We start from the raw sequence: 24,437 nt of genomic DNA on the forward strand, positions 1-24,437 counted from the left end.
AGGGTTATTTGGCTTGCTTTCAAAAGTATAACACGGTGGATTAGATATTTTTAATAAGAAGTTCTTGACTCCTATTAGCTGGTTTAATTTAAGATGGGCCGGAATTTATAACAAAGAAAACTCGCCAAATTTTAGGGCGAGTTTTGTTTTTTTTATATTTCATTTGAAATGCCAAATGGACTGATAATTCGGTGCATTTTTTTTAGAAAAGCACCTCCTATCGGAATCCTTTACAAATTTGAGAGGGGCTTATTTTATTACTTAGAGAGTTAATCTTTTTGCGGTCGCCATGAAGAAAAATGTTTCTCTAATAATCCAACTAATCCAGAAAGGATAAGACCAGTTATCGTAATAACAAATATCCCAACGAACATTCTAGCTGTTTGCAAATTCTGGCCATCAATGGTTAATTGAAAACCAATACCTGCAGATGAAGCAAATAATTCACCGACTACTACCCCGATCAAGCCCTGTCCAATACCCAAACGGATGCCTGCTAATAAAAACGGAACAGTCGAAGGCAAGGCAATCGTTTTAAAAACTTGAAACTCGCTAGCTGTAAAGGTGCGAGCGGCTTTTATCAAGTTTTGATCTAGTGTCTGCATTGCTTTTTGTGCATTTAAAACAATTGGGAAAAATGCCATCAAAAAGACAATCAGCATTTTGGATTCAACCCCAATTCCTAATGCAATAACGATTACAGGTAATAAAGCTACTTTTGGTGTAACATATAATCCGGAAATAAAAGGGTTCACAATGGCATTAAAGATTTTATTCCAGCCCGAAAGTACACCAATAGGTATCCCGATAAGGACTGCGAAAACAAAGCCTATTGCAAACTCATACCCGCTTACGCCCATATTGCTCCAAAATGCAGGTTCCTGCACCATTACAACAGCTGCTTGAAATATCTCGGAAGGCGAACTAACAAACAGTGGGTCAATCCATTCTTTTTTAGAAACTAATTCCCACCCTAAAATAAATAAAGCAACCGAGAAGACACTTATAACGATAGTAAAGTCTTTTTGTCTTAAAACTTTTGGCTTTTCCTTTATGAGCTTCCTTGTTTCCTGAGTAATTTCAGTGTTTGCCATGGCCCGCTCCTTTCCCTTTAATGAAAACCTTGTTTAGTAGATTCTTTTTCTATCAAAGACCAAATATAATCTATCTGTTTTAAAAATTCAGGATCCCGTTTTATATTTAAATCCCGTGGTCTTGGAATTGTAACATCCACTATATCGACAACCCTGCCTGGTCTTGCTCCAAATACGAATACCCGATCAGCCAAATATACTGCTTCATCTATTTGGTGGGTAATAAATAAGCTTGTTTTCTTAGTTTCATTCCAGATTCGAAGTAACTCTTTCTGCATAAATTCCCGTGTTTGAGCATCAAGCGCGGAGAATGGTTCATCCAGTAATAAAAGAGAAGGCTCTACTGTTAATGCTCTTGCAAGATTAACACGCTGCTGCATACCTCCGGATAATTCATGAGGATAATGATTTTCGAATCCTTTCAGCCCAACCATCTCAATATACTCTTTCGCCTTTATCTTCGTTTCCCTGGACACTCGTTTTTGAATCTCAACGCCATATAGCACGTTCTGAATAACAGTACGCCAAGGAAAGAGACTTGGAGTTTGAAAGACAACAGATCGATCAATGCCAGGTCCATTTATTTTTTTTCCATCGAGTAAAATGTAACCGCTGCTTGGTTTTATTAGACCGGCAACTGTATTTAAAAAGGTTGTTTTACCACATCCACTGGGTCCAACGATACAGATAAATTCGCCTTCCTTTATATTTAAATTAATATCTTGAAGCGCAATGACTTCTGTACCCGTTTTATTGTTCACATAAGTTACGTCAAGATCATTTGATGATAGTTTATAGGTTTGTTCAATCGCTGCTCCACTCACTATATTCACCCCATTTCATTTAGAATTATTCAGGAAATGCTTCCTCTATATATTCATTTGTCCAAATACTCCCAGGTTCTGTATCCTGTTCCTTCGTAATTCCAGTTAAATCTCCAAATTCAACCAAAGGAACTTGAGCATTGTCCCATGATTCTTTAGTCATTTCTCCATATCCCTGGAACGTATCTTTTAAATCTATTAATGAATTTTCTAAAACCTTGCGGTCAGTTCCTTCGAAATAAGAAGCAATGGACTCTGCAGCTTCCTTTGGATTTTCACGAGTAAATTCGATTCCTTTTCCAATAGCCCGAACCACTTTAGCAGCTATGTCAGGGTTCTCTTTAAGATATTCCCGATCTGCAAATACAACCTCCCAAACCATGTTCGCATATGTGGGCTCTTCACTCGCTTTAATCACAAGTTCTCCTACGCCTTCATCCTTGACTTGTGCGGCAAATGGAGGTGAACTGATACCACCTGAAACCACGCCTTCCTTCATACCGCCAATTTTAGGTCCGGTGCCAGCTAATTTCACCATTTTAACTGTCGATGGATCAATGCCGTGTAATTGCATTAAATATCTTGTATAAATGTCCCCTGAATCTCCGACTACATTTGTCCCGATGCTTGCGCCTTCTAAGGCAGCAACACGGTCTTTAAGGGGATCATCTATATTGATATTCTTTTCTTCCATGTATTCATTCGATAAGGCAATCTCAAAGGTGAGCGCAGAATTTAGAGATTGAATAGCTACAAGATCTTCACCTTTTTCCAGTGGTACAAACATACTTCTGGGTCCAGAAATCGCAAACTGAGCTTGTCCTGATAATAAGGAAGCAATCACTTGTGAACCGCCGCCCCCAGAGGCAATTTCAGCTTTAATTCCTTCTTCTTCCAAGAAACCTTTTTCAACGGCTGCATAAAAAGGTGCCAAAGAGAGAATTCTAGCTGGTTCAGAAAAAGTAATCTTGGTCAATTTCTTCCCGTCTTTACCAGTTTCGTTTGTTGTTTGATTGTTTCCACCACCAGAACATCCTGCTAAAACTAAAGCTAAAACTAATAGGAGCACGGCTCCACTTTTCTTAATAAACATATAATCCCTCCTAAAAATTATTGTGTGTTTTATATTTAAAACACTGTTTTGTATACATTAGCAATTATAGCATTATTTTTTGAAAATTAAAATATTTCGGAGTTAGAAAACGCAGATTATTGATGCCTGAATTCCAGGGTGCTTTCCTTAAGAAGCAATATCCCTCTTTATATTGTCAACTCGATCGGCAACAATAAAATTTAACATTATTACAATAAACGTGTGCATATTTGCCAAAGAATGAAGGGGATAGGGAATAGTTTAAATAATGAGCTAAGAAGCAAAGTCAGGATTATAAACATCAGAGTTTATTTATGTTTTAACTTTTCCGAAAAAAAATCAGGCTCCATCATTTTATTTTAAATTTTCTTTTAATTTTAAATATTTTATGATATTATACTTTTTAATTACAGTATTACTAAAACTTAATTACACTCATACTGTATTTTTTCAGTTCTGCTTCAAAGGAGTTCATTATGGAAGAAATTTATAAGAAAATAAAAGATTTAAGACTTCAGCATGGCTATACCTTAAAAGAATTAAGTGAACGTACTGATTTGTCAATCAGCTTTCTTTCTCAAGTGGAGAGAGGGGCAACTTCATTAGCTATTACCTCTTTAAAAAAAATAGCGGATGCATTAAATGTTAAAATTTCTGAGTTTTTCGAAGATGAGAAACCAAATCAGAATTTTATGGTGAAGGCAAGTGAGCACAAGCCGTTTAATATCAAGGGATCGGAATTTACTTATGTTCGAGTAAATGGTGAATTTCCAGGCAGAAGCCTTGAACCTCTCTTGGTTACATTAGCCCCTAACCAAAAACAGATACAGCAATTTGGACATCCGGGTGAGGAATATTATTACGTATTAAAGGGATTTGTTATTTTTCATGTAGATGGGAAGGAATATGTTGTCAGGGAAGGTGATTCCATTCACTTTCCATCCGCTTACCCGCACACGATGGAAAATCCTATTAATGAAGAATCAAGATTACTCTGTGTTTTAACGCCAGTTATTTTTTAATTGGCTGATAATAAATATCTCATTTTATGAAAGGTGGAGTATCATGCGTGTAGCTACAGATATTGGCGGGACTTTCACTGACCTGGTTTATGTGAATGATGAAGGTGAAATTGGGGTTGCTAAAAGCCATACCACACCTCCCCATTTTGAAAAGGGAGTGATCGATGTTATTGAGAAAAGTGAAATCGATCAGACAGCCATCAAGACTTTTATCCATGGTACCACGGTAATTATCAATGCACTTACTGAACGTAAAGGGGTCAAGACAGGTTTAATTACAACCAAAGGTTTCCGTGATGTGCTTGAAATTGCCAGAGGAAATCGCCCGGATCTTTTTAATGTCCGATACGAAAAGCCGGTGCCTTTTGTCGAGCGCTATTTACGCCAGGAAGTAGAGGAGCGCTTGAATTATAAAGGTGAGGTGCTTGCTCCGTTAAACAAGGAACAGTTAACGTCTGTTATTAACTATTTCAAGGAACAAAAAGTAGAAGCTATTGCTGTCGCTTATTTACACTCTTATGTTAATCCAGTACATGAAATTGAGACTGTGGAATTAATAAAAAAGCTATGGCCTGAAGCAGCCGTTACAGCATCATATGAAGTGACAAAGGAATGGCGGGAATATGAGCGGACAAGTACCACGGTTCTTAATTCATATGTTAAGCCGATTGCTGCTACCTATGTAAACCGTCTGCATAATAAATTAGTAGAAAACAAGACTGAAAGCCAGAATTACATAATGCAGTCAAACGGCGGAACAACAACCTTTAATAGTGCAAAACAAACCCCTATTAATATGGTAGAGTCCGGACCTGTTGCGGGGATATATGGTGCGGCAGTACTTGGTGAGATCTTGAATGAAAAAAATATTATTGCTTTTGATATTGGCGGAACTACTGCAAAATGTTCATTGATTAATCAGGGAGAAGTAAAGGTTTCAACTGATTATTTTATCGAAAAAAATGAACGAAGTGCTGGTTATCCAATAAAAGTGCCAGTTGTTGATATTGTTGAAATTGGCAATGGAGGAGGTTCAATCGCATGGATAGATGGTGCGGGTTCTTTAAAGGTTGGTCCTCAATCTGCAGGCGCATTACCTGGTCCAGTGGCATATGGACAAGGAGGTACAGAACCAACAACTACTGATGCGAACCTTGTAACGGGAAGGCTTTCTCCGAAAAACTTCGATTATGAAGTAGATTTAGATAAAGTAAAGTCTGCCATTAAAGAGAAAGTTGCCGATCATTTTGAAATGACGGTTGAAGAAGCTGCATTAGGGATTATTCGAATTGCAAACTCCAATATGCTGAATGCGTTAAAGCTTATATCAGTAAGAAAAGGACATAATCCCCGTGAATTTTCATTGGTCGCTTTTGGCGGCGGAGGATCTATGCATGCACCTGCATTGGCTAAAGAGCTGGGTGTGAAAAAAGTGATTGTTCCAGTAGCCTCTTCCGTGTTTTCTGCATGGGGAATGCTCATGACTGACTTAAGGCATGACTACATCCAGACATATATCAGAAGAATAAATGAACTCGATCCTGCTGAGCTGAATAAAGAATGGAATTCAATTGAAACACAAGCACTTAAACAATATCAGGAAGAGGGCGTTTCGGAGGAAAAGGTCTTATTTGCGAGATTTGCAGATATTCGATATCTTGGGCAGGAGCATACTGTAAAGGTTCCTGTTCCGAACGGGGAATGGTCTGATGAAACCCTTAAAGAAGTGGTAAAGCGCTTTGGCGATCTTCATGAACAGCACTATACTTTTAAGCTTGAAGGTACACCAGCAGAAATTGTTAATCTGCATTTAACAGCTTTTGGGAAGGTACTAAAACCTCAGTTGAAAAAAATTAGTTCTAGAAGCAGCAATATACAAGAAGCATACAAAGAAACACGGCCGGTCTATTTTGAAGAGGAGGGCTGGGTTGAAACAAAGGTATATCACCGCAGTTTATTTGGTGAGGGCATGGAAATTTCCGGGCCAGCCATTGTAGAGGAACAGTCTGCTTCTACGGTTATTTATCCAGGTCAGTCCTTGACTGTAGATGAATACGGAAATCTAATCATTGAAACAGGGGTGGAATAAATGACGCAAATTGTTCGCAGTAAAGTAGATCCATTTACACTTGAGATTGTGAAAGATTCACTAGTTGCCATCGGAGATGAGATGTTTATTGCCCTTGCCAAAACATCAATGAGCCCCATTATTTATGAAGTCCTGGATTATGCGAGCGGTCTTACGGATGCGAAAGGGCAGCTTTTGACTCAAGGGAATGGTGTTACAGGATTTATTGGGATGCTTTCAGATATGGTAAAGCAAACCCTCAAGAAATTTGGGGAAGGAAAGCTAAAAGAGGGCGATATCATCATCATTAATGATTCTTATGGCGGCGGCGGTTCCCATCTTTCCGATGTGGGACTGGTGATGCCTATATTTTATAAAGGAGAAATTGTTGCTTTCTCTGCCAATAAGGCCCATTGGACTGAGGTGGGAGGAAAAGATCCAGGTTCCTTCAGCAACGATGCTACAGATATATTTCAGGAAGGCTTGCAGTTTCCAAGTGTAAAGCTCTTCAATGAAGGCGAAATCAATCAGGCTATTGTCGATATCATCGAAGCGAATGTCCGATTCCCAGAATTGTCGCTGGGAGATATGTGGGCTCAGGTTGCAGCCCTTAAAACAGGTGAAAAACGGGTTAAGGAATTATGCGAAAAGCACGGGAAGCAATTATTTTTATCATCAGTTGATTATCTGCTTGACCACGGAGAACAGCTTGCGCGTCAGGAATTAACCAAGCTTCCAAAGGGTACTTTTCATGCAGAAGGATTTATTGATGATGATGGCTTTGGAAATGGCCCTTTTCAAATCAAAGTCAAAGTAACCATCTCCGATGAAAAATTCGTTGCTGATTTCAGGGGCAGCCATCCTCAGGTTCCGGGACCTGTTAACTGTTCTTATACTGCACTTGTCTCGGCAGTTAGAACGATTTTCCTTGCCATTACGAACCCATCGCAAGATGCGAACGATGGAGTGTTTCGCCCATTGGAGGTTATTACGGATAAAGGTTCAGTTCTTTCAGCAGAAAGGCCAGCTCCTGTTTCAATCTATTGGGAGAGCATGCTTGCAGGAGCTGATTTGATCTGGAAGGCTCTTGCTCCTGTAATTCCACATAGGCTTAATGCCGGTCACCTTTTATCTGTTTGTTCGGTCGTCTTATCAGGATTGCATCAGGATACAGATGAACCATTTTTAATTGTTGAACCTTCAGTTGGCGGCTGGGGTGCATCTGAAGGCCAGGATGGTGCGAGAGGGCAATTCTGCATTGGTGATGGGGAAACATATAATGTCCCAGTTGAAGTGGCTGAAACAAGGTATGGAATTATGGTTGATGAGTACAGCTTGCATACGGATGGAGCCGGAGCAGGAGAGTTTATTGGCGGTTCAGGTGTTATTCGCTCTTATAAAGCCCTGACTGACAACCAAATGGTTTCCGTAACTTTTGGACGGAATAAGTTTGTTCCATGGGGAATGAATGAGGGCAAGGAAGGTTCAGCTAACCAAGTTTATATTGAAAAAGCAAATGGTGAAGTCGATGGTCCATTTGGGATCTATCCTAGGTACCCGCTGAATAAAGGTGATGTCGTAAAATTAGTCACTGCCACAGGCGGCGGATACGGAGAGTCTTACAAGCGTCCTGCAGAAATGGTAGCCAAAGATGTGAAAAATGGCTATATCACTGTGGCGCAGGCAGAAGCTGACTTTGGGGTAAAAGTAAATGAGAAAACATATGCTGTCGAAGGTTTAACAGAAGAACGTCAGAGGAGAGGTGAATAAAGTGGATGTATTAAATATAGAAGATATCCAGATTGATTCGAATGCCGCAGTTCCTCTTAAAACTGTATTCTCACAAAAAGCATTAGCTGGAGATTTGAAAGTTGGAACGGTTGTCATTCCTCCAGGAAAGAGAGTCCCTTTAACAGGAGTTTCGAATCATAAAGAAAATGAATATTCGATTATAGTAAAAGGTTCAATTGTCACCGAAACGAAGGGAAGTACCTATCGGGTTTCAAGCGGAGATGCAACCTTTATCCCTGCAGGGCAAGAACATATTGCCTACAATGACAGTGATGAGGATTGTGAAATTGTGTGGGTTTTGGTTGGTTAACATTTTCATAATAAAGGCCTTGCATGGGCAAGGTCTTTATTATAAGGAAATTTTACAGAATATTCCGATATAAAATAAAAAGGAGCTGGACAGGGATGGAGGATGTGTCTTTAAGGAAAACCGGAGGAAAAGATGAAGCTCTTGCTTCTGTGCCAATAAATGAAAGGCAGCACTGGATATCACCTGCCATCATTTTTGGGGGACTTGAATTTACAATTCCAGTTTTAATGGTAGGTGCAACATTGACAGCAAGCTTTGGTCTCGGGAAGTTGTTCTGGATCTTGGCAGCAGCTTTGTTTATTTTCCAATGGATTGGTAATGCCCTTGCAGGATACATCGGTGCAAAAACTGGCCGCTCATCGTCAGTGATTGCCAGAACAAGCTTTGGGTCCAATCAGGCACGATTTATTGTAGGATTGACTATATTTATCGTTTCAATGGGGTGGTGGGCACTCCAGACAGCTGTGGCAGGAAATGCCATAGCAGCGATGTTTGGAATAGATTATCAGACTGAGTGGTTCCTTTGGGCTATTGTAACTATCATTGCCGGCCTTCTATTTGCCCTTCCATCCATTATTGGATACTCATCCATGAAGTGGACAGATTATTTAGCTGTCCCAGCTGGATTATTATTAATTGCAGGCGGTATTTTCTATGCTTTAAAAAATATTGGCTGGGAAAAGATAGCATCCTGGAACCCTGAACCACAAATGACTTTTCTTGCTGCCGTCAGTTTAGTTATTGGCATAAACGTTTCACAATGGGTTATTGCTTCAGATTATACACGCTATGCAAAGCCATCTGTAAAAGACAATGTACTAATACCCTTGGGTATAATCGCTGTTGGTTTCCCGCTATTCTATGTAGGCGCCATCATGTCCATAGGGGTTGGCGATGCGGATATTGTAAATGTCATGATGAACTTAGGATTTCCGGTATGGGGATTCCTCATCTTATGGTTAGCCACTTGGACCAGTCAATTAGTAAATAACTATAGTATGGGCCTGGCATTGGCTAATATGCTGAATGTTAACTCTAATAAAGGGAGAGCCTTGCTGACTTTGGCTGGTACGATCATTTCCATTGTCGTTGCTTTAGCAGGTATACTGGATTATTTTATGGATTTTCTTTATATGACTGCTTTAATTTATCCAGCCATTGGCGGTGTTATGATGGCAGATTTCTTTTTTATCAGAAAACAGCAATGGACCGATAATAAAGGATGGAATTGGATGGCGACCATTGCATTAGCAGCAGGAACTTTTGTTGGCTATTATACTCAATATGTACATTCTTTTGGCCTCCCAGCTGTCCAGTCCATAATTGCTTCAGCAGTTGTTTATATCATTGCCATGAAAATCAAAGCAAGAGTGGCACCTGATCACTTTACCGAGATTAGCAGCCAGCCAGACTTATATTCTTCTGATAATGTTAAAATTCTATAATCTATTCAATAAAGCCTGTTCTCTATTTTTTGAGAACAGGCTTTATGATTTTGGACTTCACATTATTGAATTCTTGATTTGCGTATCCCATCAAAGATACTCATTCCAGCATAAAAGATAAATACAATCATAATGCCGCCAAGCAGCCAGTTTTTAAATTGAGCGGCTGAAATCGAGAATAACTCGCTCATGTAGGCTGTGAATTCAGGCTGGAGCAAATTCGGATTCAGCAGGATGAAGATGAACACGATGGTGGCGAACAGTTCAAGGATGGTGTTGAAGATCGCCATTCTTTTGGTCCATTGGCCAATGATTAATTTGTAGAGTGCCAACCCCACTTCGAGCGCAATGATGACCACAACAATTGGCCAGTACCCGAGCAGAACCTCCTGGTTAACTGCGGCAATCTGGAACTCCAGTCCTTCACCGCCGCCTCTATAGATTCCCATTAGCCGGTCTGCATAAAAGTAAAGGGTTGCCCAAATGGCAGTCCACATCAAGCTTCCGAAAACCTCGAACTTGGAAATGGCTTTCTTCTTCGGAATATAGGTGATGCTTTTCAAGTCTTCCGGAGTCCACGGTTTTAAGCTTGGAGACAACGGGTGCTGCTCTTTTCCTTTATCCATCCGCTCAATAACGGCGAACACAATCGTCAGCCAGAAGAATACCTGGACCGCCACTTCAATCAGTCTCCAAATCCCATATCCCATGGTAGCCAGCACCGCATTGATGATCGTATCTTCGCGGTTAAAGTCTAAAATAAACTCGGCAGCAACGGAAATCAACGAAATCGCTGCTGCAATCGGCAGGATCATTTTTAATAATGACACATAAACATCAAAATAGCGCGGCCCGATGAGATGCATCGGCTGATCCCGGTATCCGGCGGCTAAAGCTGCGGGGCTTCCCAATTTACCGAGGACATCCTTAACATCCTCCTCAGTGTAATCATCCGGAAGCATATCCCCAATCGTTGACTGCAGCTCAAGTGCGATGTCCGCACGGCTCTTTTCAGGCAGCCTCCGGGTCACTTCCTGTATATATACCTCAATTAAATTCATCTTCCTCATCCCCTTTCAACAGCCCGAACAGCTGTTTTGAATTCTTGATCCATTCCTCTTTTAACTGCAGAAAGGTCTCCAGCCCCAGTTCGCTCAAAACATAATACTTGCGCGGCCGGCTTTCGGTATGATCCCAGCTGCTTGTCACTAGCTCCTGTTTTTCCAGACGCCGCAGCAATGGATATAACGTGCTCTGATCAATATTTATGCCGGAGTCCTCCAATAATTGAACTAGCGAATACCCATATTGCGGTGTCCGCAGCTGGCTTAGAACAGCCAGCGTCAGTGTTCCTCTCCGAAGTTCTGTTGTTAACGAATTCAGCAGCGTACTCATTTACTCACCTCGCTTGATATACTATATGTCATACACTATATGGTTTATACTATGTATCATACAGTATGGACGTGACAATAATCAACTGCTTCTTTTCAGTTTTTTATCTGGCACTGCTAGGATAAGCCGTTAGTTGTGCAGGGAAAAGCTCCTTTTGTAATACAGTTTCAGGTGGGCAATGTATTCATTTTTATAACATCGGGAGAATGGTCTGTCCAAATGAATTTTCAGAAATATGATGGTTCTAAAGGAGGTGATAGTATGCTTGGTTTAGGAAAATGCTGTTGGTGTGAACTGCTGCCATCAGCTTGTGAGGGTGTGCCTGCAGCATTCTCAGGAATGCGCGGAAGGGTCAGGAGTTTTTGCTTATGCTGAAAGGAACTGCGGAATTTTTAGCTTTAGGTCCTGGTCAAAACCCTCAGCCTACAGAGTTTTCTTTTGTCCGATTTAAAGAAGAGACGTGCTGCGCAATTTTTACTTTCTCCCAGCAGCCAGGAGCAGTTCCGGCAGAAAGGGAATTTATCATTGATTGCCGAAGCATTGCTGCTCTTTCACCATTACCTTTTCCTCTCTAAATTGAATACTGGCTTAACGTGGGAGTAAAAAAAACATTGGGGTTATCCAATGTTTTTTTACAATCTAATGCTGTTTATCCAAGGCGAGCTTTAATCCAAATCCAATTAGCACAAGGCCTGTTGCTTTATCCATAACCCTTTGAACTTTCGGGGACATTAGCCATTCCCGCATATAATTAATGAAAAAGACATAGATGAAAAACCAAGAGATGCTCAGCAGTGTGTATATAATTCCCATGATGATCAGCTGATGTGTTGCGTTTTCGCCTGTCTTCACAAATTGCGGCAGAAAGGTTAAGAAGAACATCGCAACCTTTGGATTCAGCACGTTCGAAAGCAGTCCTTGTTTAAAAGCAGACTTTTTCATATTGGATTTAACCTCAGGTTCTATACCAATATCTTTCTTCTTTTTCATCGAGATGAACGAAGATAACCCGAGATATATCAAATAGACAGCCCCGGCATATTTTATGATTTCGAATGCAGCAGCAGACTGCATTAAGATGGCTGATAGACCGAAAGCAGCCGCAAGGGTATGCACTAAAGAACCGGCTGTAATCCCAAGTCCCATTTTATAGCCATCTGCTCTTCCGTCTGCAATCGTCCTTTTTGTAATAAGGGCAGTATCGATTCCTGGACTCATGACCACAAACAAAGAAAGAACCAAAAACGTAAAGAAATCATTCATTTTCTTCACTCCTTGCTGATGTGTTAAAATACAATTTAACAAACGTTAAATATAATTTAACACATGATGATCATATTTTGTTAAATATTAAAAAAAATTAAGGGGCGGGGTTATGGAAAATATAGATATAGGCAAAAAAGTGGAGAAATTCAGGAAGGAGAAGGGCTATAGCAGCAGAGAATTAGCCAGAATAGCTGACATTACTCCTTCCATGTTAAGCCAGATTGAACGGGGGATCGCGAATCCTTCGATTCAGACCTTGAAGGTTTTAGCAAAGGCCCTTGATGTTCCTACCTTTAGCTTTTTACTCGAAGAGACGAATACAGAAGATTTAGTTGTACGATTCAATGAACGTAAAAATATGGTTGTTGAAAATATATCCTATGAATTATTATCGCCTGATTTTACAGGGACACTGTCAACTGCAATCATGAATATCCCTCCGGCGACCTCCTCATCGGAGAAGCTTTTGGAGCATAAAGGGGAAGAGGTTGCTTATGTATTGGAAGGAAAAATCAAGGTGTACCTGGATGAAGCTGAATACATATTAGAAGCTGGTGACAGTCTCAAAATACCAGCTTATATGAAGCATAAGTGGGAAAATAATTTTGATGGAAAAGCTGCTATCCTTTTCTCTGTGACTCCGCCATCCTTTTAATCTGGGACCCGCTTCCAATGGGTGTGGGCATTGAACCGGAGTCAGTTACTGGGGAAGGGGCGGATCTAAGAAGATCCATAAATAAAAGAAGAATGCTGATAAAAGCTAAAACCCATGCAGCCCATGTCTTTCATTTTGGGGGAGATGACTGCCTATTTCGGTTTAATCTTCTCCTTCTCCTCCCCCACACTGAACACACAATGAATCTTAACCTCTAAGAAGCTTCTGCAATTGTAATGATTACTTTTCCTTGAGCGTGCCCTTCTTCAAAGTATCTGAAAGCTTTGTCTACTTCACTAAATTTAAACAATCGATCAATGACCGGCTTTACTTTGCCGGTTTCAAGAAGTTCGCTCATAAAAAACAAGTCTTTCTGATTTTGCCTCTGCAGCATGCTGCTCATTTTTTTGTTTCCGGTTAAAGAAATCCACGGGCCCATGACCATTGCCTGTGTAAATTGTGCTCCTGAACCACCGGCAAGCACATAAGTTCCATCAGGCCTTAAAGCCCGCTTATAAACTGAAATCGGCTGATACCCGTTAACAGCCAGAATCAGGTCATACTTCTCTGTCCTTTTGGTGAAATCCTCCTTTTGATAATCGATGGCATGGTCCGCTCCGAGAGTACGCAAAATGTCTAAATTTCTTGTACTGCATACGCCGGTAACCTCAGCACCAAATGATTTGGCAATTTGTACGGCGAAAGTTCCTACACCGCCTGAGGCCCCATAAATCAAGACCTTCTGGCCTGCCTGAATATTTCCTTTATCTCTTAAGGCCTGGAGTGCCGTGACTCCCGCCATAGGTACTGCGGCCGCCTCCCCGAAGGAAATATTGGCTGGTTTTAATGCCAGGGCCTTTTCAGGGACAGATACAAATTCAGCATAACCGCCCCACCCGCAGCCTGAGAGATCTCCGAACACACTATCGCCTGGCTGAAACTGTGTAACTTTTTTGCCGACTGCTTCCACCTGGCCGGCTATGTCACCTCCTGGGATCGTGTGTTTTGGTTTTAGAAGACCGTAAACAAAGCGTGCCAGGTATGGTTTTCCTCTTAAAAGGACAAGATTCCCATAATTCACAGCTGCTGCGTGAACCTTTACAAGTACCTCATGATCCTTTGGAACTGGTTTATCTAGATATGTCAATTTAAGATTATCTGGCGAACCGTATTTTCGATACACGATTGCTTTCAGAAAAAATCCCTCCTAATTTTCCAGGTAATACATGAATTCGTTTAAAATGACATCTATTAATACTATTCGAGGAAGAAATATTCAAGACTATATTCCTTCTTTGACTGATGAAGAGGGCCTTAAAGGGTCAATGTAGCCTATTTTTCAAATTATTTATAATATTCCTTTACAGGAATATTCCTTATGATGTATATTGTTATTAAGGAAAGTTAAACTAAGGAAGCGGGGGTGGGATCGACAATAGAAATAGAAAAAGAGAACACAATTACACTGGGAGATGATTCAACATGAACGGGCAAATTTTCAGTGCCCTGGCTGAGCCCAACCGCCTGGATATCATTGACCTGCTGCTGGAAGGAGCACTTCCGGTGGGGGATATTGCAAAAAAGCTTGATTTAAACCAGCCTCAAACCTCCAAGCATCTTCGCGTTCTTTGTGACGCTGGCCTCGTGGAGGTTCAGCCGATCGCCAACCGCCGGATTTATAAAATCAGGCCTGAACCGTTTCAAGAACTGGATAGGTGGCTTGATTCCTATCGTCGATTATGGGAAGGCAGGATGGATAGACTGGATGATTACCTTAATGTATTGCAGGGCAAAAAACCTTTGAATTGATGGAAGAAAAATAGACGAAGGCTAAACAAGATCTGTCCCTTGAGCTACAGACGGCTTTACAAATACAGCTTCTAATGGAGGAGTAACAATGTCAAATAATGCAATGCTTTCAAGAGTTGAAGATGAACGAGTGCTTGTATTGGAGCGCGTATTCGATGCACCGCGCGAGCTTGTCTTTAAAATGTTTAAAGAGCCGGAACACCTGAAACATTGGTGGGGCCCGAGAGGCTGGGAGCTCCCAGTTTGCAGTGTTGACTTCAGACCTGGCGGAGTATGGCATTATTGCATGAAGTGTGTTGATCGGAATCAGGGCCAATTCTATGGCATGGAATCTTGGGGCAAGGGGATATACAAGGAAATTAGCGAACCGGAGAGCATCAGCTATACGGACTATTTTTCCGATGCTGAAGGGACTATTAACGAGGAAATGCCTTCTACTGAAGTGACTTTGGAATTTGTGGATGTGGACGGCAAAACAAAATTAATTAACCGTGGAGAATATGTATCCGCAGAGGCGCTTCAGTCCGTAATGGAAATGGGTATGCTGCAAGGTATTACAGATACTTGGAATCGTCTGGAAGAGCATTTGAACGAGGTCAAATAACGAAATTTAACATAAGGCAAGAATTGCTGCAAATATATTATTTAACATGGCGTTGATCCAAGAGGGGATTAACGCTTATTTTATGAAATAACTTTTATTTGCGAAACTTTAATTTCTAAAAAAGCTAAATTTACAGGAAATCTCAGTTTTACTCTATAGTACATAGAAATCTATTTTAAGTAACAATTTGTAATTTGGGCCAGGTGTCATAATGGATTTATAAAACTAAGGCAGTTTCAAGCCAATTAAAAAACCGTTTTCCTAACTTACTAGGAAAACGGCTGAATAATTAATGATAACAATCTTCTGTTTTAATTTATACCACACATCTAAATTTTAAAATGATCTTATATTTAAAGGTTTTCTTTATAGAAAGCTTCTAGTTTTTTAACAGCCTGACTAACTGGTTCTGGTTGGTGGTATAAATCATAGTGAGATGCACCTTCAACAATAAACAAATCCTTTTTATCGGAAGCTGCTCTATTATAAAGTTCATGACCATCTTTATAGGAACCGAATGCACCTTGTACGTTACCAACAATAATCTGTAACGGTTGCGTTAGTAGCTCTTCGACTAAATGGAAAGCATCAAAACCTATCAACGAAGCCTGCTTGCGTGTCTATAAAAATAAAGGTGCAAATCAAATGGTTAGATGGGAGCTTATTAGATCTCTCGCTTAAAATTAAACAATCGGACTAATTTAGGAATTCTGATAGATAATCAAACTGATATTTTTAATTGGATATAGATAAAGACACTACGGTAATACTTCTGCACTATAAAAATACCCCTTAAGATGAATAGCTTTAGGCAACTTAATTTGAAATAATAAATTCAACAAAACCTTGAATAGGTTTTGCCCAGCATTGGTTAGTGGTTTCGCCATTAGACTAGTGTCTGGGTTTTTTATATTTTTTGAGGTCTCATAATTCTAAACTCATGGGGAGTTTAAGTATCTACTTCCCTCTAATCTGAGTGTATTGACTGCAAAGGTTCTTAACCCATTCTTTACGAAAGAAAAGTTTATACTTCTCCTCGCTTATTATCAGATCTACACTATTTCTTTTTGTTGTATTTTAATAGTTATAAAGATAAAATCAAATAACAGAATATTCTTAATCAAAGGAGGTGGAAGAGGTTGGAAAAATACCTTTTTAAAAAAAGAGAAGAGTATTCCAAATATTTTCTTTGGATTATTTCCATGATAGGATGGACAGTTATTTTACTTTCAGGTTTCCATATTGAAAAAGTAGATGATTTTTTGATTTTCATACTTTTAGTTGTATTTTTATTTATTAGTGAGTATTATCCAATGCCAATATGGAAAGGTTTTACATCCGTATCCTTTCCCCTTGTATATATACTCTATCTTGCCTACGGTTTTCCCGCTATGTCTATTACATATGCATTTGTTATCCTTTTAGTCTACATATTAAGACGCCGTCCTTTGCGAATAATTCTTTTCAACCCCGCCCAATTGGTCTTGAGTTTTTTTGCCAGCTTATACATGCTGCAGCTCTTTCATCCGATGATAGAGAGATTAATCGAAATCTCGACTGTAAGAGGAATCACAGAGTACCTCTTTCTACTCTGCTTCTTTAGTATTTTTAATAATGCAATCGTGGATATTTTGCACCTCATACGACCGCAATTATACTCGGTTAAGATGTGGAAGCAAAAAACACTTACGGAATTAAGCAGTGCAGCTGTATCGCTTGTATATGGAATTCTCCTTTACCTTCTAGGAGGTCTAGACCGAGGCGAAGTCGATATTTTTTCATATTTTTCCTTTTTTTCACCGTTAGTGGGATTCTCCCTTATAAGCTCAACCATTACGAGACTTAAAAGGGAGAAAAAAAGAATGAAAGCACTTTTTTCAATGACGACAGAATTAAATCAAATGCTTCCAACAAAAGAATGGCTGTCTACTCTTAAGAAAAGCTTTAATGAGTTAATTAAAGTAGAGGCAAGCATCTTATGGATTAAGGAAGAGGGAGAGTGGAGGCTGCGTTTTCAAGATGGGAGGACAGTTCCAGGATTCAGTGTAAGAACGGTAACATTAGAGGGCTTTGAAGAAATAAGAAAGCCAACTTTATACACTTATGGAAAAAAAGAAGATGGAATTGCTACAGAATGTTTTGAAAAGGATTTAAAAACATTCGTTTACTCGCCTCTTGTTGTTGAAAATGAAGCAGTAGGAATGTTCATTGTGGCAAGAAGCCTGACCAAAAGCTTTGAAGATCATGAGGTACAATCCATTGCTACACTTGCCAATCAGCTTGCTGTAAACATTAAAACGAGAATGCTAATTACGGAAAAGGAAAAGCGTATTATTTTAGAAGAAAGAAATCGGATTGCTAGGGACATTCATGACGGAATCGCTCAAACTTTAGCAGGTGCAGTTATGAAGCTTGAAACGGCAGAGAAAAAATTCAGTAAACATCCTATTGAAACGAAAAAATTAATAGAGGAAAGTATTAAAGGACTACGGGAAAGCTTGAAGGAAGTTCGTGAATCTATTTATGCATTACGCCCGTACCCAACGGAAAGAGTAGGTTTAACAACTGCTATTTCTAACAAAATTGAAGATTTACGCCAGGAATATAATCAAGCTATTTATTTTGTAATTAGAGGAAACGAGATTCAGCTTAGTCCTATGGCAGAAAAAGTATTATTTGACACTTTTCAAGAAAGCATTCATAACAGCATAAAACATTCAATGGCATCAAAAATAGATATCTTATTATGCTATCAAACCGAAAATATTTTATTGAAAATCAAAGATAACGGAAAAGGTTTTTCACTTTTTCAGGCCATGCTTAAAGCTCGTAATCAGCCACACTTTGGCATACTGCAAATGAATGATGCTGCTGATAAGATCAATGCTTCGTTGCAAATAGACAGTAAGGAAGGAGCTGGAACAATAGTGACGATGAATATACCGAAAATGGGATTAGAAGGGGGAGACATAGTTGATCAAGCTTATGCTAGTAGATGACCATGCAGTTCTTAGAGATGGATTAAGGAATATTTTAGAGATGGAAGAAGATGTTCAAGTAGTTGGGGAAGCGGTATCAGGGGAAGATGCTCTTATAAAAGTAAACGAATGCAAACCAGATATCATATTAATGGATATCAATATGCCTGCTAGAAGCGGTGTAGAAGTTACGGGTATTTTAAAAAAACAGTTCCCTGGCATAAAAATACTTGTGCTCACCATGCATAGCCATGAAGAGTTTTTTATGTCAGCGATTCGCGAAGGAGCAGATGGTTATCTATTAAAGGACGCCCCTTCCTATCAGGTAGTAGAGGCTATTCGAACAGTTGCACGTGGCGAGTCCGTGATACACCCTTCGATGACCAAAAAGCTGCTTTCATTCCATCAACAAAAGAATATTGAAAATGAAGACACTGCATTAACCGATCGAGAAAAGGAAGTTCTCTTTTGCCTAGTTGAAGGTTTAAGCAATAAGGAAATAGCAGGCCGCCTATTTATAAGTGATAAAACCGTAAAGATACATGTTAGCAAAATCTTTAAGAAATTAAATGTAAAAAGCAGATCGCAAGTTGTGATTTTTGCGGTGCAAAATAAGCTAGTACCGATTCACATAGGTTCCTGAAATAGGAACTTTTTTTATGCATTTATGAAAAGATCTTCTCATTCCCTCTGAAGTTATTCCCGGCGTCTACTAATACTTAAGTAGTAGAGAAGATAGTACGCTAGCAAGAGCATTTTACCCCTTATGCATAATTCTTGTTTTGATCAAATCATGAGAGAATACCAAAAAAGGCAAGGAGATGAAAATGGATGAAGTTTAAAGTGTTGTTATAAGTTTAGGAAAATTTGAAATGACCATCCAACGGTTATTAAGCCAACAAAGGAGGTCATTGAGAAACGGGGAAATTGTTTTTCAGTATCGATAGACTTTTTATTTAGTAGATAAAAAGTTTTTCGAGGTTAACATTTTGAGGGGAGGAAGATTGTTGAATAGAAAACAAAAACAGGTTAGAGCATTCAGTATGATAGCAACTTTCCTAATGATCTTTTCACTTATTGCACCTGGACTTGCAGGGGCAGAAACAAGTGGTAATAACTCGGCGAGCGCCGAGCGTGGTGCCGTCGAAGTGACAACAGCGGCTAGCGGCTCGACGGACCAAGCCCGCACCAAAGCCCGTAAGAAGGGGACATATCTCATCCAGATGGCTCTGGACCCGGTCGTTACCTATGACGGTGGCGTGAAGGGCTTGAAACCGACGCGCCCCCACAAAGGCAGCAAGATGAACCCTGCTGCGCAAGAGGTGGAGGACTATGCCGAACATCTGAGAGGTCGCCAACGAGCAGCGCTGACGAAGGTAAACGGAGGCAGCCCAATCTATAACTATGTCTATACGTACAACGGCTTCACAGCGCAGCTAACTGGCGACCAGGCCACCAAGCTGGCCGAGCAGCCTGAGGTCTTAGCAGTGCACGAGGATGTGCTGCACGAGATCAACACCGCCTCGACGCCAAGCTTCCTCGGATTGGATGACGAAGACGGCCTCTGGGAACATCTCGGCGGGCCGAACGGAGGCAGGAAAGTTCCAGGAGCCGGTGAGGACATCGTGATCGGCGTAATCGACAGCGGGATCTGGCCGGAAGCAAGCAGCTTCTCCGATCGCGATGAAAACGGCAAGCGCACCTATTTGGGCAGGCCGAAGGACTCCCGAGGCACCTGTGCCTCGGCCGAGACGGTCGGGGACGACTCTTGGGACGCGAACCTGTGCAATAGCAAGCTAGTGACTGCCCAGTACTTCAACGCCGGGTGGGGCGGAAACGACGTGTTGAAGGAGACACGTCCGTGGGAGTTCCTCTCACCGCGTGACTACAACGGACACGGCACCCACACTGCCTCAACGGCAGCAGGTAACCACGGAGTTGACGTAACCGGGCCGGCGGAGGTATTCGGTGAAATCAGCGGCATCGCTCCACGCGCGCGGATCGCTGCGTATAAGGCGCTCTGGTCCACTGAGGACGGATCGACTGCCAACGGCTACACCTCTGACCTGTTAGCCGCGATTGAAAGTGCGGTTGCTGACGGTGTCGACGTTATCAACTACTCTGTCTCCGGCACCAGCACGGACTTCCTCGATCCCGTCGAGGTCGCCTTCCTTAACGCCGCGAACGTCGGCGTGTTCGTCTCAGCCTCCGCGGGGAACTCTGGACCGTCCACTTCGACGGTGGCCCACCCGAGTCCCTGGGTGACGACAGTCGCAGCTGGAACCCACAACCGGGTTACCACAGGCACAGTCACACTGGGCAACGGCAAGAGCTACACGGGCGCCTCGGCAGCTGCTTCAGCCGTCGGCCCTGTGCCGCTCATCTCAGGCAGAGACGCAGCGTTGGACGGAGCCAACAAGAATTTGGCGGCACGTTGCTACGCCGACATCGACAATGGTGGAAAACCGGTGCTTGACCCAGCTAAGGTCGAGGGTAACATCGTCCTGTGTGAACGTGGCGGATCGACGGCCCGGATCAACAAGAGCCTCGCAGTCGCAGACGCTGGGGGTGTCGGCATGATCCTTGTCAACGCGTACGAGAACACTCTGAACTCTGACTTCCATGCAGTTCCTACGTTGCATTTGGCCGACTCGGCCCTTGCCGAATTGAAGGCATACGCTGCCACGAACGGTGCGACCGCCACCATCTCCGCGGCGCGTATTGAAGACGGAGCCGAGGCTCCTTACATCGCTGAGTTCTCCTCCCGAGGCCCACTCGTGGCTGGTGGCGGAGATGTACTGAAGCCGGACCTCATCGCTCCGGGTCAGGACATCCTAGCCGCGGTTGCGCCCCCGGGTCAGGGTGGCATGGAGTATAACCTGATGAGCGGTACCTCTATGTCGGCGCCGCACGTGGCCGGTCTCGCAGCCCTGCTGCGCGACCTTCACCCGGACTGGTCGCCTATGATGATCAAGTCCGCGCTGATGACTACCGGGTCTAACGTCCTCGACGGCGATGCCAACGATCCATCGGTGACCTTCGGTCAGGGCGCCGGGCATGTGCAGCCTAACGACGCTACCGACCCCGGCCTGGTCTACGAGAGCAACGCCGAGGACTGGCTTGCCTTCCTATGCGGGTCCACACAGGGTGTCGATGAGGCGGTGTGCGATAATCTAAAACAATCGGGCCACTCCTTAGACCCGAGCGACATGAACACGCCATCGATAGCGATCGGGCTGCTTGACGGCACCCAGACGGTCACCCGCACGGTCACCAACGTCGGGGAAACGAAGGCCACTTACACTGCGTCCGTCACTGGCCTCAAGGGTGTCGACGTCAAAGTTGAGCCGAGTACTCTCACCATTGAACCGGGGAAGAGCGCATCGTTCTCTGTCACCTTCACGCTGACCGACGCCGAGGAGTTCACCTATAACGGTGGGCAGCTGAGCTGGGCAGATGGCACGCATACTGTACGCTCGCCTATCGTACTTCGGGCACGTCAGGCCGGTGACGAGGAATGGGCCGCACGCTACGACGGCGAGCGGGGCCAATTCGGCACCTCAAAAGACTCTGGAGAAGAGCTCCTGTTGCACCCGGAGGGAAAGAGGGTGTACATGAATGGGACGAGCGCACCGCCAGTGGCGGGTGGATTAGTCACAGACATCCTCACTGCCGCCTACGACCCTGACTCCGGTGAGGAGCTGTGGTCAGTTCAGTGGGACGGCTCAGAGGGCGGATCTGACGAACCGGGCGGCTTCGGGATGAGCCCGGACGGAGATACATTGTACATTGCAGGCACTAGCGGTGGGGACGCCGTCTTAATGGCCCTCAACGGTGCGACCGGCGAAGAGCTGTGGCAGGTGAGGCAGGATGGTCCCGGCGCCGCATCGGACGTGCTGAAGGACATAGTGGTTAGCCCGGACGGGTCGACATTGTATGTGACCGGGTACTCCAACATGGGAGGGACCCAGTTGGACTACGCCACAGCCGCCTATGACGCTGCGACCGGCGCTCAACGCTGGTTGTCCTACTACGATGACGAGGTGGAAGGCACCGACGACGCCCGTGCCATTGCGGTGAGCGCGGACGGCGGGACGGTCGTCATTACTGGGCAAAGTGCCGGCGAGGGCACTGGCCTTACCGACTGGGGCACCGTGGCCTATGACGCTGCCACGGGCAAGCAAATCTGGGATGTCCTGCACAATGGCTCCCAGGGCAGAATCGATGTTGCCGACTCGGTCGCGATCGTCGGTGACACCGTGATCGTCGCGGGTGCTGTCAGCAACCTCAACGCACAAACCGACTGGCATACTGTCGGATACGACCTCGCCACGGGCGAACAACGTTGGGTCTCAGAGTATGGAGGCTCGGGGACCGACGTTCCGCGCGCTGTGGCTCCGACGCCTGACGCCAGCACGGTCGTCGTGACCGGAAACGTCGACGGTACCAACATGGACTACGCCACGATAGCCTATGACGTCGCAACCGGTGAGGAGTTGTGGGTCTCGGTACACAACGGTACGGCTAACGGCTTGGACATTGCTTGGGACGTTACCGTCACCGAGGACGGCACTAGGGCAGTCGTGACAGGAGAATCCACTGATACGGCGACACGGAGCGACTACTTCACCATCGCTTACGACCTAGAGAACGGTGAGAAGGTGTGGTCGGCCGCCTATGATGCAACAGCCGCGCCGGATGGTGCAAGTGCAGTCGCAGTCGACGCCAGAAAACGAGTATTCGTCACCGGCTCGAGCAACAGCTCTTTAGATAAGGAGTTCGGACTGGACTCTAACTTCGACGCTGCGACCGTGGCCTACCTCGAACCGCTTGAGTAGATCACCAAGGTCTGTAACCATATCAGCCTCCCTTTTGTAAAATTTGAGTATTAATAGAATAGAAAAGACGAGTCTGCGATAAGTGAAGAGACCCAGTTAAATGAGACATGGAAAAAACACCCCCTGAGTCGTATAAATAAATACGATATTAAGAGGGTGTTTTTCTTATGGGAAGAAAGAAGAACTTTTATTCAGAAGAAACAAAAATGAAAGCCATTGAAATGAAATTGTCAGGACAATATCCGAAATCATGAAATTATGGAGGAGTTAGGGATCATTAATCATTCACAGATTAATTAGGATGATGCTTTAACATCGGCTTTTGCCGCCTGAGGCTATCATGCCCGCCACTCCATATAAAGGATGCGGACAATTAGAGTTTAGTGACTAAGCTACACCTCTAATATAGATTTCTAACTCTTGAGGGGTTTTGTAGCCTATACTTCCGTGAATTCTCTTAGTACCAGCCTTCAAATAAAGCTATTTTCGCCGATTGATAATCGATATATGTGACATGATGGATCTCTTCTTTTGTCAAAATGGCTTGAATGACACCATGCAAGCATTATCGTATGGCATCCTTTATTACTGAATGATTGTCTGATTCCTTTTGATTGACACCTTTTCAAACTCGTCACTGGTATATTGAGATCCTAGATCCGTATGAAGAATCTGCCCTATATCGGGTTTTTGCGTTTCATACGCATTATTGTACGCTTTAATGACTAGATCCGTAGTCATTGTTCGTGAAAATGAATAACCAATAATTTTTTTGAATGTAAATCCATGACAGAAGCCAAGTAGCACCAACCATCCCTAAGTGTCTTGATATAGGTGATGTCTCCAGCCCATTTTTCATTAATGGTTTCGGTGGTGAAATCCTGTTCAAGCAGATTTTCACGTTTTTCCACTGTGTGTTTACTGGAAGAAGTGCGATATTTTTTCTGTGTGATCGAACGAATCCCGGCCTTTTTCATTTCCCCTCTGAAGTTATTCCCGACGTCTTACTAAAACTTAAGTAGTAGAGAAGATAGTACGCTAGCAAGAGCATTTTACCCCTTATGCATAATTCTTGTTGTGATCAAATCATGAGAGAATACCAAAAAAGGCAAGGTGATGAAAATGGATGAAGTTTAAAGTATTGTTATAAGTTTAGGAAAATTTGATATGACCATCCAACAACCGTTTACGACATTTGCGAATGAAACATTCAAAGATGATAAAGAAGGTATGAAGATAGCAAAA

Annotated in this window: 19 protein-coding genes and 2 pseudogenes; 12 read left to right on the forward strand and 9 right to left on the reverse strand. The window is 42.8% G+C overall.

Going from position 1 to position 24,437, the window contains the following annotated elements; genetic code table 11:
* Positions 1–269: 269 nt before the first annotated feature.
* Genes DFO72_RS22400 through DFO72_RS22410 form a run of 3 tightly spaced genes read right to left on the reverse strand, consistent with a single transcriptional unit; the run spans position 270 to position 3,011 of the window.
* Positions 270–1,094, reverse strand: a complete 825-nt coding sequence (locus DFO72_RS22400) for an ABC transporter permease (protein WP_113885173.1) — start codon at positions 1,092–1,094, stop codon at positions 270–272.
* Between the two features lie 17 nt (positions 1,095–1,111).
* The gene (locus DFO72_RS22405) at positions 1,112–1,918 is read right to left on the reverse strand and encodes an ABC transporter ATP-binding protein (RefSeq protein ID WP_113885174.1); all 807 of its coding nucleotides are present in this window, start codon (positions 1,916–1,918) and stop codon (positions 1,112–1,114) included.
* A 25-nt stretch (positions 1,919–1,943) separates the two neighbouring features.
* Positions 1,944–3,011 (reverse strand): ABC transporter substrate-binding protein, encoded by a 1,068-nt coding sequence (locus DFO72_RS22410; RefSeq protein WP_113885175.1) that lies wholly within the window; start codon positions 3,009–3,011, stop codon positions 1,944–1,946.
* Between the two features lie 476 nt (positions 3,012–3,487).
* On the opposite strand from DFO72_RS22410, the gene DFO72_RS22415 reads away from it, so the two are divergent.
* The 5 genes from DFO72_RS22415 (at position 3,488) to DFO72_RS22435 (ending at position 9,647) form a co-directional block, all read left to right on the forward strand.
* Positions 3,488–4,033, forward strand: a complete 546-nt coding sequence (locus DFO72_RS22415) for a helix-turn-helix domain-containing protein (RefSeq protein ID WP_113885176.1) — start codon at positions 3,488–3,490, stop codon at positions 4,031–4,033.
* A gap of 43 nt (positions 4,034–4,076) precedes the next feature.
* Complete coding sequence (locus DFO72_RS22420; protein ID WP_113885177.1) at positions 4,077–6,122, forward strand: hydantoinase/oxoprolinase family protein; 2,046 nt, start codon at positions 4,077–4,079, stop codon at positions 6,120–6,122.
* A complete protein-coding gene (locus tag DFO72_RS22425) occupies positions 6,123–7,871 on the forward strand; it encodes a hydantoinase B/oxoprolinase family protein (protein WP_113885178.1) in 1,749 nt (582 codons plus the stop codon).
* A 1-nt stretch (position 7,872) separates the two neighbouring features.
* A complete protein-coding gene (locus DFO72_RS22430; protein WP_113885179.1) occupies positions 7,873–8,202 on the forward strand; it encodes a cupin domain-containing protein in 330 nt (109 codons plus the stop codon).
* Between the two features lie 95 nt (positions 8,203–8,297).
* Positions 8,298–9,647, forward strand: coding sequence for a purine-cytosine permease family protein (locus DFO72_RS22435; protein WP_113885180.1), 1,350 nt, complete (start codon positions 8,298–8,300; stop codon positions 9,645–9,647).
* Between the two features lie 62 nt (positions 9,648–9,709).
* Here DFO72_RS22435 and DFO72_RS22440 read toward each other — a convergent pair whose 3' ends face one another.
* Both DFO72_RS22440 and DFO72_RS22445 read right to left on the reverse strand, forming a co-directional pair.
* Entirely contained in the window at positions 9,710–10,708 is a 999-nt protein-coding gene (locus DFO72_RS22440) for an HAAS signaling domain-containing protein (RefSeq protein ID WP_113885181.1), read from the reverse strand.
* A complete protein-coding gene (locus tag DFO72_RS22445) occupies positions 10,695–11,042 on the reverse strand; it encodes a PadR family transcriptional regulator (RefSeq protein ID WP_113885182.1) in 348 nt (115 codons plus the stop codon). Before DFO72_RS22445 ends, DFO72_RS22440 begins: the two co-directional genes overlap by 14 nt.
* A gap of 368 nt (positions 11,043–11,410) precedes the next feature.
* Between DFO72_RS22445 and DFO72_RS22450 the strand changes: the two genes are divergently transcribed.
* Positions 11,411–11,617 (forward strand): hypothetical protein, encoded by a 207-nt coding sequence (locus DFO72_RS22450; protein ID WP_113885184.1) that lies wholly within the window; start codon positions 11,411–11,413, stop codon positions 11,615–11,617.
* Between the two features lie 64 nt (positions 11,618–11,681).
* Here the strand turns inward: DFO72_RS22450 and DFO72_RS22455 are convergent, their stop codons facing one another.
* Positions 11,682–12,305 carry a LysE family translocator gene (locus DFO72_RS22455; protein ID WP_113885185.1) on the reverse strand — a complete coding sequence of 208 codons (624 nt, stop codon included), beginning with the start codon at positions 12,303–12,305 and terminating at the stop codon, positions 11,682–11,684.
* A gap of 112 nt (positions 12,306–12,417) precedes the next feature.
* Between DFO72_RS22455 and DFO72_RS22460 the strand changes: the two genes are divergently transcribed.
* Positions 12,418–12,963 (forward strand): helix-turn-helix domain-containing protein, encoded by a 546-nt coding sequence (locus tag DFO72_RS22460; protein WP_113885186.1) that lies wholly within the window; start codon positions 12,418–12,420, stop codon positions 12,961–12,963.
* Between the two features lie 214 nt (positions 12,964–13,177).
* Here DFO72_RS22460 and DFO72_RS22465 read toward each other — a convergent pair whose 3' ends face one another.
* Positions 13,178–14,158 (reverse strand): NAD(P)-dependent alcohol dehydrogenase, encoded by a 981-nt coding sequence (locus tag DFO72_RS22465; protein ID WP_166672547.1) that lies wholly within the window; start codon positions 14,156–14,158, stop codon positions 13,178–13,180.
* Positions 14,159–14,445: 287 nt separating this feature from the next.
* Between DFO72_RS22465 and DFO72_RS22470 the strand changes: the two genes are divergently transcribed.
* A complete protein-coding gene (locus tag DFO72_RS22470; protein WP_035329701.1) occupies positions 14,446–14,772 on the forward strand; it encodes an ArsR/SmtB family transcription factor in 327 nt (108 codons plus the stop codon).
* A gap of 88 nt (positions 14,773–14,860) precedes the next feature.
* On the forward strand, positions 14,861–15,376 hold the full coding sequence (locus tag DFO72_RS22475) for an SRPBCC domain-containing protein (RefSeq protein ID WP_113885189.1): 516 nt from the start codon (positions 14,861–14,863) through the stop codon (positions 15,374–15,376).
* A gap of 353 nt (positions 15,377–15,729) precedes the next feature.
* On the opposite strand, the pseudogene DFO72_RS22480 reads toward DFO72_RS22475, so the two are convergent.
* Positions 15,730–15,981: pseudogene (locus tag DFO72_RS22480) on the reverse strand (alpha/beta hydrolase); the annotation flags it as partial.
* A 534-nt stretch (positions 15,982–16,515) separates the two neighbouring features.
* On the opposite strand from DFO72_RS22480, the gene DFO72_RS22485 reads away from it, so the two are divergent.
* The 3 genes from DFO72_RS22485 to DFO72_RS22495 all read left to right on the forward strand — a co-directional run bounded on the left by DFO72_RS22485 (position 16,516) and on the right by DFO72_RS22495 (position 23,192).
* Positions 16,516–18,375, forward strand: coding sequence for a GAF domain-containing sensor histidine kinase (locus DFO72_RS22485; RefSeq protein WP_113885191.1), 1,860 nt, complete (start codon positions 16,516–16,518; stop codon positions 18,373–18,375).
* The gene (locus DFO72_RS22490) at positions 18,350–18,997 is read left to right on the forward strand and encodes a response regulator (protein WP_113885192.1); all 648 of its coding nucleotides are present in this window, start codon (positions 18,350–18,352) and stop codon (positions 18,995–18,997) included. The genes DFO72_RS22485 and DFO72_RS22490 overlap by 26 nt, the downstream gene beginning before the upstream one ends.
* Positions 18,998–19,361: 364 nt before the next feature.
* Positions 19,362–23,192, forward strand: a complete 3,831-nt coding sequence (locus tag DFO72_RS22495) for a S8 family serine peptidase (RefSeq protein ID WP_113885193.1) — start codon at positions 19,362–19,364, stop codon at positions 23,190–23,192.
* Positions 23,193–23,579: 387 nt separating this feature from the next.
* Here the strand turns inward: DFO72_RS22495 and DFO72_RS30110 are convergent.
* Positions 23,580–24,169, reverse strand: a pseudogene (locus tag DFO72_RS30110) (IS3 family transposase); the annotation flags it as partial.
* Between the last annotated feature and the right edge of the window lie 268 nt (positions 24,170–24,437).

It is taken from the genome of Cytobacillus oceanisediminis, from assembly GCF_004366035.1.
Taxonomy (GTDB): Bacteria; Bacillota; Bacilli; order Bacillales; family Cytobacillaceae; genus Cytobacillus; species Cytobacillus oceanisediminis_C.